The following is a 17,891-nucleotide window of genomic DNA, read 5'->3' as shown; positions in this document are numbered from 1 at the left end:
CCTCTAAGTAAAAAATAAAAAGGCTAGTCGACAGTATATTTAAAAAGTCGCCTAGCCTTTTCTGTTAAACTCTACGCACTAAGTCAAGTTATGTCACTTGAGTGATTTATCACACTGATGACAAATCGACGATTAACTCCATTACGTATTAAGAAGATAGCCTTATGAATAAACATACAAAACTTGCTTTTATGGTTGCCCCTTTCCTCGCCATTTTTGGTTTTATTGGTGCTGATTTTTATGAAGAGGCAAAGGCTAATGATGAGAAAATAGTTCAACTATCTCCAGAGGGGCATTGTGATGTTATTAATCAAAGTTGCATACTTTCATCAGGTGAATTTCAAGTAAGCTTTGCTGATAAAGACGGTGTTATTGAAGTGAATTCAACTTTTCCTCTAGACACAGCAACGCTTTTTTTGGTTGATAAAAGTGATAAAATGACACCGTACCCGTTAGGCATGAAGAAAAGCCCGTATTACTGGTATAGCAGTACGCCATTAGGAGAACTAATAAGCAACAGAGGCGAAAGTTATAAACTGCGTTTTATTGCTAATATTAAAGGCGGCCAATATATCTCAGAGTTTTATACTCAAACAGTACAGTAATTTGTTATTTTGTACATTGCATCAATAAGTGTTTTAATTGTAGCCAACTACTTGTTTTTTCGTCTTAACAGTCATTATTGAAAAGGGTTTAGTATATCCATTTTGTTGGGTATATATTGCTGCTCAAGTTTATCTTTATACTGTTAATTTTATCATAGGGCTCTTTTATGAAGTATATTTTATTAATCATTAGTTTATTAATGTTAAATGCTTGTGGCGGTGGAAGTAGTAGTAGTGATGATGAGACCAACCTTAATGATCCCATATCTGGCACAGAAGGTTTTATTTTTCACAATGTTAGATTTGATGGGAAAGACTATTATGATGAAGAGCAGGTTACCGTTACAGAAGGTGCTCGCTTTGAAGTTCAGTGGGTATCCCCAACCTCAGCATCGTATAAAATAGATTTATATTTATCGGCTAACGGTGCAGCATATTCTGACAATAATAAGATAGTAGATCTTAAATGTGGTAGCGACTCTTTTTCACTTTGCCCTAATGCAGTGGCTGAAGTTCAATGTGAAATTAATGACAATACGTTATCTTGTTTTAGTGGGAGTGATTTTCTAGGTAGTAAACCTTTTAAGGATGCCGACCTAGCAAGTTTGAAACTTATTATCAAAGGTTGTGATGGTTTTAATTATTGTGATGTAAAAACGTTCAGTTTGTTGATAGCAGAGAATACTGAAGGCTAAGAATAAGTTGCCGCTAAAAAATATCTATAAAAATATTTACTGTAAATTTTACTTCTTAATTTGCATCATAGAGTTTCTTGAACAGCTTTAGATCCCAGCCAATCATTACTTCATTACCAATTTTAAGTGCTGGTACAGAACGAGCGCCTATAGCGTCAAGCTCTTTTCTGCCACGTTGCATTCTCGCATTGGTAAGTCGGTACTTTATGCCGTTATTATCTAAATATTTTTGCGCTTCACGGCAATGGGGACATTTATCTGAAATATATAAAACAATGCGTTTCATCGTTAACCTTTACAGAACTGCTAAAATAGCTATTTTACGGAACTATCAAAAAAATACAAAGCGGAATTATAGATTCGATCTTTTTAAATAAAGTGGAACGCTAGTCATTTAAGGCCGTTAATCTCATAAAGTTAATGGGACTGCTAGGGTTGCTAACGCTAAAGTGTCATTTAGCTGGTTATATAGCTGCCATTGAGCTTTGGCAAGGTTAGTAAATGTTTCTTTGGTTGCGCATGGGGCTTGCAGTGCTTTGTTGTAGTACCACAAACCATTAATAAAATAGCTGAGCAGTAAAAAGCGATTGCACAAGTCTTTGTTTAATTTATTAAAGCCTTGTTGTTTGGCTTTTTGCTGATACTGAAAAATCACCTGCTCTAGCAGTGACAATGGTAGGTTGTTTATAGCAATTAACATGGCAATATCAAACTCAGCAGGCGCTTTACAGGCATACTCAAAATCAATGAGCCACGAGCGCTGGTTGGCGTCAAGCAATACATTGCTAAAATTAATATCACTATGACAATAAACTTGTTGAAAACCTTGGCTAGCGGGCGTAATTAATAAATCTAACTGATCGGATATTTTTTGAAAAGTTGCGCGTAAGTCCGGGCTAATCTCAGCAATTAGTAATTGCTCAATATGCTTGGGAATACTTAATGGGGGTATGCTATTTATAGCTTTTTTAGTAGTCGCAGTATGGCTAGCTGTTGGAACATTTGCTTGAGATAAGTTATGTGAAAGTAAGCCATGAAACTTCACCATTAACTCAATACTTATCGCTATTTTATCAAGTAGCGATAAATGGGAATCAGTTAAGTTATCACCTTGTATAAACTCACTGATAACCCACTGTTGATCATGATAAATAATAGCAGGAGCTAAGCCCTCTTTAGCCAAAACCTTGCTTAAATAGACCTCAGTAGTCAATAACTCACTAGATACTTTTTTAGCAAAAAAATCATGATCGTTAGTTGTTACTTGAAAGCATTGATTACTATAGCCACCCTTTACGTCAGTAACTTTACTAATGTGAGTAAAGCAGGGTAGCGCTTGTAGACTTTTAAGCAAATGAGCCATCATTATTACTCAAAGGCTGCTCGTTTTTATTTATGAATAATTTACGCCATTTTGCATAACCGTAAAAAGCGACACCAGTAAAAATAATAAATAGCAATGCCGTTGGGTATAACGCTTTTTGCAGATAGAGGTAAATTGAAATGACATCAATGACAATCCAGTAAATCCAATTCTCTAGTACTTTTTGAGCGATTAAATAGGTGGCGAATACCGCATAAACGGTGGTAAAGGTATCTAAATATGGGAAATCAGCTGGAGTATAATTTGCCATGATGTACCCCCAACCTGCAGAAATTAAAGCTAAGATAGCGCAGGCTTTTACGTGCCAGTTGAGTTGCCATGAAACAACGGTAAAGCTGGATTCAGCTTCAGCTTCAACTTCGCTTTTCGAGTGGTTTTTTATTGCGTGAAGCGTTTCATTATCAACGGCTAGTTTACTATTTTTTGTGTTATTGCCTCGCCACACCCAAAAACCGTAAACAGCCATCACTAAATAATAAGCATTTAGCGCGCTATCCATGAGTAATAAAAACTCATAGAAAATATACGTATATAACGCAGTGCTAATAAAGGCTGCCGGCCAGCACCAGAGGGAACCTCTTGCTGCCAGTAAGACATAGGCAAGTGATAACAGCATTGCAAGCCATTCAAGCCCTGTAATGCTAAATAGTGCGTCTGTTGTTGCTGGTATTATCGAGTGAATAAAATCGGAACTGACGCTTGTAGTAGGGGGGGAGAGTAACTCAGACATTAGCTTTCAGCTTCAACATGCGAGCGATCGCCGTTGATAAACTTACAGACGAACACAGCAGCTCCTGTTGTTTGGTGAACATGCTTAATTTCAGCCATCACATTGCTCACCGCTAAGTCGTAATCACCAAAAACTTGCGTACTCATGCCATTAGTGACGACTTTCAACCCTTCAACTAAACGCAACCGTTTAATAAACGCCCAGATTTCAGTTTTATACTGCTCTTCTGCTAACGGGTATAAACTCAGTTCGATTGATATTTTCATAACTAACCTTATAAAATTTTTTAAGGGGAGAAAACACTCCCCTGAGTTCATCATAATAAATTGGTCACTATCAGTAACCAGTGATAAGTTTAAAATTGGTAATTTAACGTTGCACCAAATACTAGTGGCTCAGATAACTGAGTATGCGCTTTCGGTGTGTAGCCGTCACGCGAATCATTATCAAAGTAAAAACCACGGTTTGCGTACTCTTCATCTGTTAGGTTACGACCCCAAAGTTTAATTTGCCAGTTATCCTGGATATAAGAAACAGATGCATTGAGTAAGACCACTGATTCAGATTTGATATCTTCTTCTGGAATGGTTGCGAAGCTACCGTCATAGCCATAATCAAAATAGCGCGTGTCAGAGAAGTAAAATTCATCTTTACCATCAACAGATAAATTAAATAACCACTCATCTGTAGGTTGATAGTTAATACCTACATTAAATTGATAGCTAGGTGCATGTGACTGTTCAGCACCGGTAAGTGAATTTTGGTTTGCATCAGTGAATTCATTAAATTCTGTTTCAAGTAACCCTAGTGAGCCATAAACATTAACAGAGTTATTGATAGTCCAAGCTGATTCGATTTCAGCGCCGTAGTTACTACCTGAAGTGGCATTACCTAAATAACTAACAAACGAAGTGCCGTTGCCTTCCTTGGTAACTCTTGAGCTATTTACCTGCATATCTTCACGATCCATATAGAAAAGTGCAGTACGTACGTAAGCATTGTTGTCTAATAATGTGACTTTATAGCCAAGCTCATAGTTCATTAAATATTCGGGGTCAAAGCTGCGTAGGTCTTCAGGCAAAGAGCCATCAGTATTATGTCCACCAGCTTTATAACCACGGTTAATAGAGCCATACCAAAGACTATCTTCTGTACTTTGGTGGCTAAGGACTAACTTACCACCAATCATAGTATCGTTAATGTTGTCATCAAACTGATCTGAATTACCATAATCAGCATGATAGTTTTCAATGCGTAAGCCAGAAACTAGCGTCCAACGTTTGCTTAGTTTTGTATCTAATTGAGTATAGATAGCAAGATTGGTACGCTCATTGGTTGAGGTGAAATCAAAGTTTTTGCTATTGTTATCATTTCTCGTATATTGACGGGATAAATCTTCATTATCTTGCTTATAGAAAACACCAGCAACCCAGCTAGTACTGCCATTAAAAATTTCTTCTCCCTTATTAGATAATACACGTAATTCAGCGGTCGTAACCGATTTTTCACGGAAGTAATGGTCGGTAGAGCTAAACTCCCAGTAGGCAAAGTCGGGGTTAATATCAGGATTAATCGCTGGGTCTGAAATACCGGCATACGCCCAATCTTCATCGTAGCCGTAAGCTAAATCTGAATTTGCACTGCTAATAAGTCCGACCAAAGTGACTGTGTCTAAACCTTGATAGGTGAATTTAGCTGCTAACGCCGAGGTTTTTTGGGTGTCAAAGCCTGGTTCGTCAGAAAGGGTGTTGCGGTTGTTGTCTAACGAAAATACATCGTAGCCATTATCAAAATCAAAGTGAAATGCACTTAAGTCAATGGTTAAGTCATTACTTGCTTCAATCGCTAGTTTAGCGCGGGCGGTAAATTCGTCACGATTATTTGTATCTTTAACATTAAGGTGAGTATTTTCAATAAAGCCATCGCTGTCATATTTATTAACGGCTAAACGGTAGTTTACAGCATCACTAGCAGGCCCTGATAATGCAACGCCTAAGCCGTAGCTATTATAGTTGCCCACATCAAATTGCATGCTACCTTCAAAGTCTTCAGTAGGCGCATTGGTGGTGATGTTTATTATACCAGCTAAGGCATTAGCACCAAATCGGGTTCCTTGTGGACCACGAAACACTTCTGCTTGGCTAACATCAAATAATGAAGCAACGCTACCGATACCGGTAAAATCGACTTCATCAATAATTACGCCAACCGAAGGGTTAATGGGCTCTTGAAATTGACTACGCTCGCCAATGCCGCGAATTTGATAGTAACGCGCACGCTGTGAGCCACTGGCAAAATTAACGTTGGGCGTTACAGCAATTAACTCTTCTAAATGCTGAGCGTTACGCTGCTTAATATCAGTATCAGTTAATATTGATAAAGAGGTAGGTGTTTTTTGTAAACTTTGCTGGCGAAAGTCACTCTTAACGGTAATGGTTTCAATGTCATCTTTTTGTGCTAACGTATCATTAGCTAAGGCATTGAAAGTAAAAGCACTATATAAGCTAGTGGCAACGGCTAACGCGGTAATTGAACGGGTAAAAGTCATAAAAACTCATTAGTTGTATCAAAATAGTATTAAAACAGGCTAATAATTTTTCAAGGCTAGCCCGAATAGAGTTATTATTCTAACAAATAATAATCAGATAATCTTTTTATTGTTAAATAGCTTAGGTATATTCATAGCGTATTTTTATTATTTATTTAGCGAGTAATTATGTTTCCTAATTGGCAATTGGTGTTGTTAAGCTTGGCTTATATCGGCTTATTGTTTTTAATTGCTTTTTTGGGAGATAAATACCGTCATCAATTAGCTAAAAAAAGCCAAAGCATCCTTTATGCGCTAACCCTTGGTGTTTATTGTACTTCTTGGAGTTTTTTAGGCACTACCGGGCAAGCCTCAACTAATTTACTCTCTCATATCCCTATTTATTTAGGTCCTATTTTACTGTTTGTTTTTGCGTGGCCGTTTATACAGCGCATCATTCGGGTCAGTTTAAAACTGCATTTAACCTCTATTGCCGACTTACTAGCTGCGCGTTTTGGTAAGTCACATAATCTAGCCATACTAGTTACCTTAGTGGCTTTAGTTGGCACTATGCCTTATATCGCTCTGCAACTTAAAGCCATGGTTTACTCGTTTCAACAACTGCAAATAGAGCAAAGCTTAAGTAGCTGGCACATTGGCTTAGTGGTGAGTTTAATGCTGGCGGTATTTACGGTACTTTTTGGTATTAGACATATTGATGTAACAGAGCGCCATCCTGGGGTAATGCTTGCCATTGCTTTTGAATCTTTGGTTAAGTTAATTGCGTTTTTAGCGGTAGGTATTTTTGTTTGTTTTGTTTTATTTGATTCTCCAACAGCCCTATGGCAAGACGCTAATGCCAGCGCTTTGCTCGATCAGCAATTCACGGTTGATAATGTTACCTCAATGTTTGCCATGCTGATTATTGTGATGGCGGCATTTTTATCATTACCGCGTCAGTTCCAAGTGATGATTGTTGAGCTAAAAGATCAGAAAGATACTTGGTTGAGCCGCAGAGTTTTTCCGCTGTATTTATTAGTTTTTGCCTTTTTTGCCGCACCGCTAGGTTTAGCTGGGCAAATGCTGTTGGGTGATACTGTTCCGTCAGATACTTACGTGCTGTTTTTACCGGGTGTTGGCGATCAAATGTGGTTGACCTTATTTGCCTTTTTAGGTGCGGTATCGGCGGCGAGTTCTATGGTGATTATTTCTTCTATTGCGTTAAGCACTATGCTCAGTAACGAAATTGTTTTTCCTTTATTGTATCGTCGTCAAAAAGTGGCGCAAACAGATTATGACCAGTTTAGAAAACGCTTATTAAATATACGTAAATTTTTAGCGTTACTGGTAATTTTACTCGGCTATAGCGTATTTATTATGGCCTCTCCAGATACACTGTCTTCGTTAGGTGAAGTTGCTTTTGGTGCATTTGCCCAACTTACTCCGGCATTAATTGCAGCGTTTTATTGGCGACGAGCCACTCTTGTTGGTGTGTATGGCGGTATTTTAGTTGGTTTCATCTTATGGTTAACGCTAAACTTTTTACCGCAGTTTGGACTGTATGGTTTGCCGTTTGCCGAAGGTCTTTTTCCTGCCAAAACAACCGCTACCTTATTTAGTTTAGGAGCAAATATTATTGTGATGTGGTCACTATCACAAATTAGTCGACAAAGTGTGCAAGAGCGTGTGCAAGCTTCACTATTTTTAGAATGGAAATCACCACATTTATTAAAAGTAGAAAAAAAACGTCAGTTAGATGTGAAAGAACTAGAGTTGCTAGCCTCGCGTTTTGTTGGGGTAGAAAAAGCCAAAATTAACTTTAGTTTGTTTTTATCATCTCACGATAAAAAGCAACTTGGTAATGTCACCTATAACCAGTTGCTACTGCAACATACGGAAAGTACCTTGGCGACTGTTATGGGGTCATCATCTGCGCGGTTAGTATTGTCATCGGCTCTAGATGGTCGAGATATCGCTTTAGATGAATTAGCTGTTTTAGTGGAAGAAGCCTCAAGCCAACGTCAGGTTTTTTCGCAAAATTTACTGCAAAGTGCGATTGAAAACGCTAGTGAGGGCATTTCGATAGTAGATGAAAAACTATGCTTAGTAGCATGGAATAAAAAATACCTCGACTTATTTGATTACCCCGCCGAGCTTATTTATGTCGGTAGCCCTGTATCAGCACTGATTCGTCATAACATTCAACGAGGTTTATGTGGCTCTGGTGATATTGAGTCGCAAGTAAACAGACGCTTAGACTTTTTACGTAAAGGCAGTCCGCACAGCTCTGAAAGACAGCAAGCCAATGGTTTAACCATTCGAATTGAAGGTAACCCGTTACCTGGTGGTGGTTTTGTTATGCTTTTTTCAGATATTACCGCCTACCGTCAAGCCGAACAGGTGTTAAAAGAGGCCAATTTAGATTTAGAAACACGAGTTTACGAGCGTACTTTAACACTAGCAAAAACCAATGAAGCACTGGCAAAAGCCCATGAAAAAGCAGAACAAGCTCATTTAAAGAAAAGCCAATATTTAAAAGCCTGTAGTCATGATTTAATGCAGCCACTTGAAGCAGCTCGGTTATTCACTTCAGCACTTGGTGAGCAAAGTAGTTTAACGAGCGAACAACAACGACAAGTGAGTAATATTGACCGCTCATTAAAGGCTGCGAATGACTTACTGGCCGATTTAGCTGAAATAGCCCGTTTAGAAAGCGGGAATATTAAACCGCAAATGAAAGCGTTCCCGTTAAATGAGCTTTTTGACGAATTAGCGCAAGAATTTTCAGCGCTGGCTATTGAGCAATCAGTTGAGTTTCGTTTAGTACCAACTCAGGCCTGGATTAAATCTGACCGCCACTTGCTTAGGCGTATTATTCAAAACTTAGTGGGTAATGCTTTTCGTTATGCGAGCCCAGGTAAAGTATTATTGGGCGCACGTGTTTTTAACGAACAAGTGGTTATTCAGGTGCTCGACAATGGACCGGGTATTCCTATTGATAAACAAGGGGTAGTCTTTGAGCAATTTACTCAATTAAATAGCGCGAATAACCAATCAGGTCGTGGCTTAGGTTTAGGGCTTAATATTACACAAAGTTTAGCGTTTTTAATGGGGCACTCGTTAAGCTTACGCTCTAAAGCTCAGCAGGGATGTAAGTTTTCAGTGTATGTTGAGCAAGCTCAAGCTGTGATTAATCCTATACCGGTTAATAACCCGATATTTAATGTGGCGCTGAAAGATATTACGGTACTTTGTATTGATAATGATCCCGATGTATTAAGCGGCATGGTTGAACTATTGTCTGCGTGGCAATGTAATATTCTTGCTGCGGATTCTCGTGAAAGTGCCTTGCAAGAATTTGCTAATCACATGAATGAAATAGATATTTTACTGGTCGACTATCAATTAGGTTTTAGTGAAGGCAAGTTAACGGGTCAACAAGACGATGGCCTAACGCTAATTAAAGATATGCGCAGCCAATGTCACCATTCGTTACCGGCTATTCTTATTACTGCGACAACCGAAGAAGGTATTGAAGATAAAGCAAAAAGTTATGAAGTGGGTTATATGCGAAAGTTAGTAAAACCTGCAGCGCTGCGCGCTATGATGAGTGCAATGTTAGCGAAAAAACTACAAGCAGATTATGTGGGGTATAGTTAGGGTTTATACCCGTAACCATTCAAAGTGCGTGATTTCAGCGGGAGTTAAAAGTGCTTTAGTAACGATTTTTTTGAACTATGTTACTGTTTTTCTGTCAGTATTAGGGCAGCATTATTATCAAAGGAAAGAGAGTTCATGCCGTTATTTCATTACCGTAAATTTTTTACTTTAGCTAGTTTAGCCATCATCACCGCTTTTACTGTGCAAGCAGCAGACAAAGACGACCATTTCAATGAAATGACCATAGCTACACCTTACCCTTTAATTCAAAGTGTTATTGCAGCAGATTTATTAATTAGTGAAGGGAAAGAGTTAGTAACCTTTTCAATAGATGAACATAAAAATCGTTGGTTGATGATTTATGCTTACAATGGCGTAAGTAAACAATACGAAGTGAAAGAAAAGGCCATTCTTCCTAAGAAATTTCACCATTTTGATTTAAGTGAAACCCAACAAACCTTAGCGGGGAAAAAGCAGCAAAACCTTTATTTTACTTCAGCTAATGCCTTGTATCGTTATCAAGCTGGACAATTTTTACCGCTAACACAATACAGCTCTATTTATTTACAAAGTGAGGCTGAATTTATACAGCGCGGCAACTTTGTTCAAGACTTAAATGATGATGAATTTGAAGACATCATTGTAACTGACTTTAAAGAAACACTGTTACTGCTAGGTGCAGCTGACAATCAATTTACTAAACAGTCGTTATCCATTAAACCACGAGTAACGATTAACGGTATGGGAGCTAACTATTCGCCAATAAAGCTCTATTTTAGTGATGTCAATTTTGATAAAAAAACAGATATCGCTCAAGTTGGCGACGGTGAAATTTTTATTTATACGCAGCTTAATAATGGCCAGTTCTCGCTCTTGCCAACCATTATTAATGTTAATGACACCATCAGTGGTTATGAATGGTGGACCAAAAAAGATGACAGTGGTGAACAGCTTGATCAAAGTAACTTAGTTTACCGAAAGTTAGACGAATTACGTGATGTTAATGCTGATGGTATTACTGATATGGTCGTACGATACACTAAAGCCTCAGGGGTACTTGATCGCGTTAACGATTATGAAATTTATTTAGGTAAAAAGCAGCAAGACGAATTAATTTTTTCTACGAGCGCTAATAGTGTTATTCGTGCTGAGGGCACTTTAACAGGGCTACAGTTTATTGATATTGATAACGACAAAAAGCTTGAAGTACTCTTATCGGGTTTTGATATTGGCTTATCACAAATTATCGGTGCTTTAGTGGCAGGTAGTATTGATCAAGATGTTTATATTTTTAAAATGAATGCCAGTGATAACTATGAAGAAAAACCTAATATTAGCAAAGAAGTAGAGTTGAATTTTAGCTTAACCTCTGGGCAAAGCGGTAGTGCGATTGTTCAATTAGCTGATATTACTGGCGATGGTCTTAAAGAACTTATTTTGTCGGAGGATGACGATGAATTACTGATTTATCGTGGCCAAGCAGGTAAAAAATCCTTTGCAAAACGTAGTCGTTCTTTTGAAACATTATTACCTAAAGACGGTAATTTGGTGAGTGTTACCGACCTAAATAATGATGGTAAAGAAGATTTGCTAATGAACTTTTCCAACTTAGACGGCAAAGACAGCAAAAGCAAGTTTAAAATACTACTTGCGCAATAAAGTAACATCGGCACATGCAGCAAAAAATAATTGATTATCACCAAGATGAAGAATGTGACTGGGTAGCCCGACTAGCCTGTGGACACTTTCAACATGTTAGGCACAAGCCGCCGTTTATTAATAGGCCTTGGGTAGTGACCTTAGCGGGTCGAGAAGCGATGTTAGGTTATGAGTTGTCGTGTAAAAAGTGCGACCAAGGGGCGATAAGAGATTTTGACGAGTAACCAATAAAAAAGCCAATGCGTGAGCATTGGCTTGGTTTTGAATTACGCTTAACTCAAAATTTTATGGCTGATACATAGACTTATAAAAATACGTCTTGTAGTGGTGGCACAACTTGCTTTTTACGGCTAAGTACGCCGTCTAACCAAGCTCTGCCGTTGTTTAATTTAACGTCAAAAGCCTGTTCAGCAATGGTTTCATCATCACTAACTACTAAAAGTTCAGAGCCTTCTTTCATGATGTCAGTTAATAATAAAAATACGCTATGACGACCGCCTTCTGCTTTTAATGCGGCAATATCGGCAGCTAGCTCGTCTTTAATATCGTCGAAAACACTTAAGTCGATAACTTCTAATTGACCAATGCCAACTTTATTACCGTTCATGTTGAAATCTTTAAAGTCACGCTTTACTAAATCACGTACTGGCGTACCTTCAACAGCAGATTTAACTTTAAACATGTCCATGCCAAGTTCTTTGTAATCTTCAATGCCAGCAATTTCAGCTAAGGCTTCAACACACTTAATGTCAGCGGTAGTACAGGTTGGTGATTTGAAAATTACCGTGTCGCTTAAAATAGCACACATCATAGCACCAGCGATGTTTTTAGGAATTTCCACATCGTGAAAGTCATACATCATTTTAATGATAGTGTTAGTACAACCTACAGGGCGCACCCAAATTTCAAGTGGAGTAGAGGTCGTTAAATCACCTAGTTTATGGTGATCAATAATACCTAAAATGGTTGCTTCATCGATGTCATCAGGGGCGAGCTCAATATCGCTGTGATCAACAATATAAACACCGTCGCCGGCATAGCTGGTTTTAAGCATAGGTTGCTCAAAACCAAACTTATCAAGAATAAACAGTGTTTCAGGGGTTAACTCACCTAAACGTGCAGGAAGCGTTTCCTCACCTAAAGTGGTTTTTAAATATGATAACGCGATAGCTGAACAGATTGAATCTGAATCAGGGATCTTATGACCCACAACATAATTTGGCATAAAAGTGCTCTCCTTTAATTTGGCGCTATTCTAGCAAACTATGTTTTGTTTGGGTATGGACTTTAGTCTGGAATTTATACAAGTTTCTAAGCGTGACAATTCTTGTGTAAATTGTTGTTAATATGCAGAGGTTAGCAAGCGACTTAAGAAACTAATGTACTAATACGGTAAGCCAATGGTCCAATAAATAATAAACCAAGTATAGTTACAAGTAAGGTGATTAAGGTTTTATTGCCCCAGGAGAATGTTTTTTCGAGCCAAGTTGTACGAGACGGGGAGGTTTTAATGTAATTATGCCTACTATTGTTTTCTGTGCGGCTGTCGATTTTTTGGTGAGGTATAGAGGCATTGACTGTTTTTTTGATAGCAGTATCGTTAAGGTTATTACTAACTACATAAGATGTTTTACAAATTAATTTATAACCGCGTCGAGGTAATGATTGAATGTAATTAGGTGCCTTATGATCATCATTAAATAACAAGCGCAATTTGCCTATAACTCGACGAACTGCTGCATCTGAAACGCAGCGATCATGCCAAACCTTTTCGTGCAATTCAGCCATCGAAATATAGCGGTTTTCATTCTGATAAAAGTACATTAAAACAGCCAATACTTTAGGTTCGAGTTTTACACTATTGCCATCCCGGCTTAATGTCATTTCTTCTTGGTCAAGAACGTAACTGCCAATATTTATCACTTCATACTCTCTTTCTACACATTTATCTCTATATAGCTTAACATGTTGCTAAACTGTAAACCATTGAGAACCCTATTGTCTTTTATTGTTAACCTTTTGATAATAAAGAAGGTTACGCTTTGGTTACGTTAAAGTATTCAATAAGTTCAGGCTGATTTGTTGTTATCAATAGAGATAACCTTTACCTTCCACAGCAGTTATTCGTAAATCCTTTATCGCTGATAAAGATACCACTTAAAAGTAGTAAACATGAAAAATAAGATAAAAATTATCTATCGAAGTTTAATCGTTATATGTGTATTGATGTTATTAACAGGATGGTATTTAGGTTACTCAAATACTATGCCTTATATTGACAAGAACTCAGTAACTATTACCCAAGTAGAGTCAGGTGACTTTTCAATAAAAGTCGAAGGTTATGGCACGTTACAATCGTTAAACAAGCGTTTATTAACAGCGACAAGTAATGCTTTGGTTGATGAAATAAAACTTAAACCAGGTGCTATTGTGAATGAAGACACCATTATTATGACCTTGAAAAATCCAAGCCTTGAAGCTGACTTACGACAAGCCTTGGCTAAGCTGCAAAACAGTAAAACTCAAAAACGACAAACCTTATTGCATCAACAAAGAGAAGTGCTAAATAACGAGTCAACGTTGTCTGAGCTTGAAGCACAAGAATAAATAGCTATGTTACAAGTTGACGCTGAGCGAACCTTAGCAAAATCAGGGATTATTTCGGGCATTCATGCCAAGCGTAATGAACTTCATGCAAAACAGCTTAATAAACAGGTGCAATTAGAAAAGCATAAATTAGCCAAAATTGCTGATGTACACCGCGAGGCATTACTTATTCAGGACGATTTGATTAATCAGGCACAAGAAGAGTTTGAAGTAGCGAAGCAAATGGTTGAGCAACTTTCTGTTAAAGCTGGTATGAAAGGGGTTATTCAGCGTAGTTCACTTCATTTAGGGCAGAGTGTTTCTGCTGGCACAGAGTTGGCACTTATTGGTAGCTTATCGCCGCTGATTGCTGAAATTAAGGTGCCGCAAATGCAAGCGCATATAGTTGCCGCAGGCATGAAGGCTAAAATTAATACGGTTAACGGGCAGATTTTAGGTTATGTGGTACGTGTCGACCCTGTTATTAATGAAGGTGCCGTTCAAGTTGATATTCAACTTAATGAAGGGGTTTATGTCGGGGTAAAACCGATGCAATTAGTTGATGCAACTATTTTAGCGCAAGTACAAAAAGGTGTTCATTACATTAAAACTCCTACAGGTATTAGCGAGCATAGCAGTGCGCGTTTATTTAAACTAACTGAAGATGATATCGCCACCCGTGTAGAAGTGACATTTGGTAAGGTGTCTGGACAACTGATTCAGGTGCTTTCAGGATTAAAAGCAGGTGATAAAATTATCAGTTCACAACTTGATATTGACCCTGAAACTCAACAAGTAAAATTAGGCAGTTAACATGAAGAATCAAGTATTAAAAGTTACCAATTTAACGAAGTCATTTAACTCAGGTGCGCAAGAGGTGCAGGTTTTAAAAGGCGTTGATTTTTCAATTTATGAGGGGGAGTTTGTTTCTATCTCAGGCCCTTCAGGTTGTGGAAAGTCTACCTTACTTAATATTATGGGAATTTTAGATACTCCTGATAGTGGCGAGTATTTAGTGGATGGTATTCAAGTTGCTAATATGAATAGTAGTCAACGAGCCCAAATTCGCGGAGACCGTATTGGTTTTGTTTTTCAGTCATTTAATTTAATTGATGAACTAACAGTACTCGAAAATATCGCATTGCCTTTAAAGTACCGCGGTGACAGTTTTGAAGTACGTCAAGCACGTGCAAAAGCGTGTTTACAGAAAGTAGGTTTGGCTGATAAAGGTGATTTATTCCCTAACCAACTATCAGGGGGGCAGCAGCAGCGTGTATCTATTGCTAGAGCATTGGCGGGAGATTCAGGAATTATGCTTGTCGATGAGCCTACTGGTAATCTAGATTCTAAAAATGGTGATGCAGTAATGGAATTGTTACAAGCATTGAACCAACAAGGGACAACGATAGTTTTAGTAACACATGATCCGCGATATGCAGGTATGGCACACCGTAATATACAGTTAAGTGATGGCATGATTGTTAGTGACGGTGTTAAGAGTGCTAGTGAAGGAAGTCAAAACCTTCATACATCGGTAGAGGTTGACTAATAATGGTTATGCAATTAGCAATACGCACCTTCAAAAGGGCGAAGCAATATTATTTAACAACCGTATTCACGCTGGCTATAACACTATCTATGGTGTTAACTGTTTTCAGTTTGGTCGATTTAGTTTTTTTTGCGCCTCTACCATACAATAGTGCAGAAAACTTGTATGTTTTACAAGGTGGCTTGAAAACAGAGCAGAGTGAGTTCTCAGGGGTCACCAATATTCATGTTACCAATTATATTAAAGCAAATAATGATATTTTTAGTGAATTTGCTGTCTATCATGAATGGACCGATTATAAGTTATATGACATACATGAAAGACCGACAATTAAAGTATTATTAGGGTCTGATAACTTATTTGAAGTCCTTGGTGTAAAGCCAGTTTTAGGGCGTTTATTTAATCAAAATGAAGCAGTTGGCAATAAACAGCCTTCAGTTGTGTTGGGCTACCGTACGTGGCAAACACACTACCAAGGTGACCAAGATATTATTGGTAAAAAAATACAACTTAATCAACGTCGTTTCACCGTTATTGGTATAGCACCAGACAATTTAGTATTACCTTATTATCAAAACATTAATGATTCTGTGTGGATCCCACTGGATATGGATGAAGTTTTTGATGTTAAGGGCTGTATTAATTGTTACATGGGAAACTTCAAGGCAGCGGTCAGACTTAAAGAAGGCGCTAACCCAAAGGGAATAGCCACATCGTTAAATGAACTTGCCTTAAAAGGTGCTGAATTACATACACCAGAGTTGCTAAAAGACTACATTCCAACGGCATCTATTATAGAGTTTCGTCAAGCGATTCAAGGTGATAGTACGCTTATTATTTTAATGCTGTCGGTAGGTGTTTTACTGCTAATGGCGATAGCACTCATTAATTTGTCTAGTATGCAACTAGCAAGGGCGGTGGCTAAAATTAAAAGTGTTGCGATCAGCTTTGCTTTTGGCGCAAGTAATAAACAGCTATTTGTAGAGTCACTTAAACATAACCTTGTGGTTATTGGCTTAGCGGTACTAATTGCTTTACTCCTTACAGGGGCTAGCTTTTCTATTGTGCAAATATTGGCGTCTAATGCTATTGCTCGTTTAGATAGCTTAAGTTTGAGTCTCAATACAGTGCTATTTGCCTTGTTGTTAACCTTTTTGATAGCACTGTTGTATTCAGCACTTGAACTTAAGGTGGTTAATGAAAAGAACTTAATGGCTAGTTTACAAAGTAGTGGTAAAGGTGTTGGTAAGCAAATGAGTGCCGGTACCAGCCATTTATTGATTGGTTTGCAAGTCACATTTTCATTTTTGGTTTTGATGGCTACCTGTCATGTAGTGTTGCTTACTCTTTCTGAGGCTTTACGAAGTAATGGCATTACAACGGAGAATAAATGGTCTGTTGTTATCGATTACTCGCAAATTAAAGATAACCCAGAACGAATAAACCATCATAAATCATTTCTAATACAGTTAAGTAAGTTGCAAAGTGTTACTAATGTACAGGCTATTTCTGAGTCATTATTTCCATTAAATCATAACCATGATCTGGTTTATAATGAACAGGGAAACTACCTTGGTAGTGCATTGAGACCAAGAATATCAAAAGGCTACTTAGATTCGCTTGGGCTCGATATTATCGGTAACGGCTTTGTTGCAGGAGACGATGAATTAGAAAACTACCCAGTAATTATTAACCAGCGTTTAGCTGATAAAATCTCGGATGATACTAAAGGTATTATTGGGCAAAAAATTAGTTTTGATAATAAAAAGTTTTATACGGTAAAAGGGGTGGCAAGTAATATTTCTTTCCCTGGTAATGACTCTCTTGAATATATAAAGGCTTATATACCCGCTAAATATAACGGTGAGCGTAATTATTCATACCTAGTAACAGCAGATAATAATAACTTTACTGTTGATGGAATAAGAGCGCTAGTGACAAAAATAGATAGTCGATTAGATATTTTGAGTGCTGATACCTTAGCGTATAAATTTTCCCAAGTAAGACAAAAGCACTTAAGCGCGGCGTGGGTTGCGATTGTTTTGGCTGTTGTGTCGTTATTGATGGTATGTGTTGGTATTAATGGTATTGTCAATTACATGGTGCAAGTTCGACGTTATGACCTAGGGGTTAAGCTAGCAATGGGGGCAGATAACTCTCGCTTATTAAAGGACAGCTTACTGGAGTTAATGCAACCGGTATTAATGAGCCTACTGTTTGCTTTCTCGTTAAGCTTTATGCTGCTAGGCTATAGCAGAACACTACCTAGCGTGTCATTTACACCAGATTGGTTTATTGTTGCCACACTCACTCTAGGTTTTGCGATGTTATCTTTATTGGTCAGCTTTATACCTATATCAAAAGTGTTGTCAAACGACCCTATTAGCGCTTTACGTAGTGAATAAATATCGCTCACTATTAAAAAACTAGCAGATTGGAGACATTAAAAAAGCCTTACAGTTGTAAGGCTTTTTGCTTTTTAAATGCTACTTAATG

16 protein-coding genes are annotated in these 17,891 nt (G+C 37.9%); 9 read left to right on the top strand and 7 right to left on the bottom strand.

Going from position 1 to position 17,891, the window contains the following annotated elements; genetic code table 11:
- Positions 1-164 precede the first annotated feature (164 nt).
- Complete coding sequence (locus ABD005_RS02820) at positions 165-605, top strand: hypothetical protein (protein WP_343814723.1); 441 nt, start codon at positions 165-167, stop codon at positions 603-605.
- 167 nt (positions 606-772) lie between these two features.
- Positions 773-1,300: a hypothetical protein gene (locus tag ABD005_RS02815; RefSeq protein WP_343814720.1), complete on the top strand. Its 528-nt coding sequence runs from the start codon at positions 773-775 to the stop codon at positions 1,298-1,300.
- Between the two features lie 55 nt (positions 1,301-1,355).
- Here ABD005_RS02815 and ABD005_RS02810 read toward each other — a convergent pair whose 3' ends face one another.
- The 5 genes from ABD005_RS02810 to ABD005_RS02790 form a co-directional block, all read right to left on the bottom strand.
- Entirely contained in the window at positions 1,356-1,586 is a 231-nt protein-coding gene (locus tag ABD005_RS02810; RefSeq protein ID WP_343814717.1) for a glutaredoxin family protein, read from the bottom strand.
- 123 nt (positions 1,587-1,709) lie between these two features.
- Positions 1,710-2,666 (bottom strand): phosphotransferase, encoded by a 957-nt coding sequence (locus ABD005_RS02805; protein ID WP_343814714.1) that lies wholly within the window; start codon positions 2,664-2,666, stop codon positions 1,710-1,712.
- Positions 2,647-3,414, bottom strand: coding sequence for a nicotinamide riboside transporter PnuC (pnuC, locus tag ABD005_RS02800; RefSeq protein WP_343814711.1), 768 nt, complete (start codon positions 3,412-3,414; stop codon positions 2,647-2,649). Before pnuC ends, ABD005_RS02805 begins: the two co-directional genes overlap by 20 nt.
- Positions 3,414-3,680, bottom strand: coding sequence for a hypothetical protein (locus ABD005_RS02795; protein ID WP_343814708.1), 267 nt, complete (start codon positions 3,678-3,680; stop codon positions 3,414-3,416). Before ABD005_RS02795 ends, pnuC begins: the two co-directional genes overlap by 1 nt.
- A gap of 89 nt (positions 3,681-3,769) precedes the next feature.
- Positions 3,770-5,962, bottom strand: coding sequence for a TonB-dependent receptor (locus tag ABD005_RS02790; RefSeq protein WP_343814705.1), 2,193 nt, complete (start codon positions 5,960-5,962; stop codon positions 3,770-3,772).
- A gap of 168 nt (positions 5,963-6,130) precedes the next feature.
- Between ABD005_RS02790 and ABD005_RS02785 the strand changes: the two genes are divergently transcribed.
- The 3 genes from ABD005_RS02785 (at position 6,131) to ABD005_RS02775 (ending at position 11,484) form a co-directional block, all read left to right on the top strand.
- A complete protein-coding gene (locus tag ABD005_RS02785; RefSeq protein ID WP_343814702.1) occupies positions 6,131-9,601 on the top strand; it encodes a hybrid sensor histidine kinase/response regulator in 3,471 nt (1,156 codons plus the stop codon).
- Positions 9,602-9,736: 135 nt separating this feature from the next.
- A complete protein-coding gene (locus tag ABD005_RS02780; protein WP_343814699.1) occupies positions 9,737-11,260 on the top strand; it encodes an FG-GAP repeat domain-containing protein in 1,524 nt (507 codons plus the stop codon).
- 14 nt (positions 11,261-11,274) lie between these two features.
- A complete protein-coding gene (locus tag ABD005_RS02775; protein ID WP_215978346.1) occupies positions 11,275-11,484 on the top strand; it encodes a DUF3565 domain-containing protein in 210 nt (69 codons plus the stop codon).
- Positions 11,485-11,564: 80 nt separating this feature from the next.
- Here ABD005_RS02775 and ABD005_RS02770 read toward each other — a convergent pair whose 3' ends face one another.
- Both ABD005_RS02770 and ABD005_RS02765 read right to left on the bottom strand, forming a co-directional pair.
- Entirely contained in the window at positions 11,565-12,485 is a 921-nt protein-coding gene (locus tag ABD005_RS02770; RefSeq protein ID WP_343814694.1) for a manganese-dependent inorganic pyrophosphatase, read from the bottom strand.
- A 143-nt stretch (positions 12,486-12,628) separates the two neighbouring features.
- A complete protein-coding gene (locus tag ABD005_RS02765; protein ID WP_343814691.1) occupies positions 12,629-13,183 on the bottom strand; it encodes a winged helix-turn-helix domain-containing protein in 555 nt (184 codons plus the stop codon).
- 249 nt (positions 13,184-13,432) lie between these two features.
- Between ABD005_RS02765 and ABD005_RS02760 the strand changes: the two genes are divergently transcribed.
- Genes ABD005_RS02760 through ABD005_RS02745 form a run of 4 tightly spaced genes read left to right on the top strand, consistent with a single transcriptional unit; the run spans position 13,433 to position 17,800 of the window.
- Complete coding sequence (locus ABD005_RS02760; protein WP_343814688.1) at positions 13,433-13,867, top strand: efflux RND transporter periplasmic adaptor subunit; 435 nt, start codon at positions 13,433-13,435, stop codon at positions 13,865-13,867.
- A gap of 6 nt (positions 13,868-13,873) precedes the next feature.
- Positions 13,874-14,659 carry an efflux RND transporter periplasmic adaptor subunit gene (locus ABD005_RS02755; protein ID WP_343814685.1) on the top strand — a complete coding sequence of 262 codons (786 nt, stop codon included), beginning with the start codon at positions 13,874-13,876 and terminating at the stop codon, positions 14,657-14,659.
- Between the two features lies 1 nt (position 14,660).
- Positions 14,661-15,395, top strand: coding sequence for an ABC transporter ATP-binding protein (locus ABD005_RS02750; RefSeq protein ID WP_343814682.1), 735 nt, complete (start codon positions 14,661-14,663; stop codon positions 15,393-15,395).
- 2 nt (positions 15,396-15,397) lie between these two features.
- Positions 15,398-17,800, top strand: coding sequence for an ABC transporter permease (locus tag ABD005_RS02745; protein WP_343814679.1), 2,403 nt, complete (start codon positions 15,398-15,400; stop codon positions 17,798-17,800).
- Positions 17,801-17,891: the final 91 nt, after the last annotated feature.

Source organism: Colwellia asteriadis, assembly GCF_039523295.1.
In the GTDB taxonomy this organism is placed as follows: Bacteria; Pseudomonadota; Gammaproteobacteria; order Enterobacterales; family Alteromonadaceae; genus Colwellia; species Colwellia asteriadis.
This window is presented reverse-complemented; position numbering and strand designations above follow the sequence as displayed.

Coding starts and splice junctions, on each gene's coding strand:
- ABD005_RS02810 (WP_343814717.1), bottom strand. CDS start 1,586: ATGAAACGCATTGTTTTATATATTTCAGATAAATGTCCCCATTGCCGT.
- ABD005_RS02760 (WP_343814688.1), top strand. CDS start 13,433: ATGAAAAATAAGATAAAAATTATCTATCGAAGTTTAATCGTTATATGT.
- ABD005_RS02770 (WP_343814694.1), bottom strand. CDS start 12,485: ATGCCAAATTATGTTGTGGGTCATAAGATCCCTGATTCAGATTCAATC.
- ABD005_RS02745 (WP_343814679.1), top strand. CDS start 15,398: ATGGTTATGCAATTAGCAATACGCACCTTCAAAAGGGCGAAGCAATAT.
- ABD005_RS02785 (WP_343814702.1), top strand. CDS start 6,131: ATGTTTCCTAATTGGCAATTGGTGTTGTTAAGCTTGGCTTATATCGGC.
- ABD005_RS02780 (WP_343814699.1), top strand. CDS start 9,737: ATGCCGTTATTTCATTACCGTAAATTTTTTACTTTAGCTAGTTTAGCC.
- ABD005_RS02820 (WP_343814723.1), top strand. CDS start 165: ATGAATAAACATACAAAACTTGCTTTTATGGTTGCCCCTTTCCTCGCC.
- ABD005_RS02815 (WP_343814720.1), top strand. CDS start 773: ATGAAGTATATTTTATTAATCATTAGTTTATTAATGTTAAATGCTTGT.
- ABD005_RS02750 (WP_343814682.1), top strand. CDS start 14,661: ATGAAGAATCAAGTATTAAAAGTTACCAATTTAACGAAGTCATTTAAC.
- ABD005_RS02795 (WP_343814708.1), bottom strand. CDS start 3,680: ATGAAAATATCAATCGAACTGAGTTTATACCCGTTAGCAGAAGAGCAG.
- ABD005_RS02790 (WP_343814705.1), bottom strand. CDS start 5,962: ATGACTTTTACCCGTTCAATTACCGCGTTAGCCGTTGCCACTAGCTTA.
- ABD005_RS02755 (WP_343814685.1), top strand. CDS start 13,874: ATGTTACAAGTTGACGCTGAGCGAACCTTAGCAAAATCAGGGATTATT.
- pnuC (WP_343814711.1), bottom strand. CDS start 3,414: ATGTCTGAGTTACTCTCCCCCCCTACTACAAGCGTCAGTTCCGATTTT.
- ABD005_RS02775 (WP_215978346.1), top strand. CDS start 11,275: ATGCAGCAAAAAATAATTGATTATCACCAAGATGAAGAATGTGACTGG.
- ABD005_RS02805 (WP_343814714.1), bottom strand. CDS start 2,666: ATGATGGCTCATTTGCTTAAAAGTCTACAAGCGCTACCCTGCTTTACT.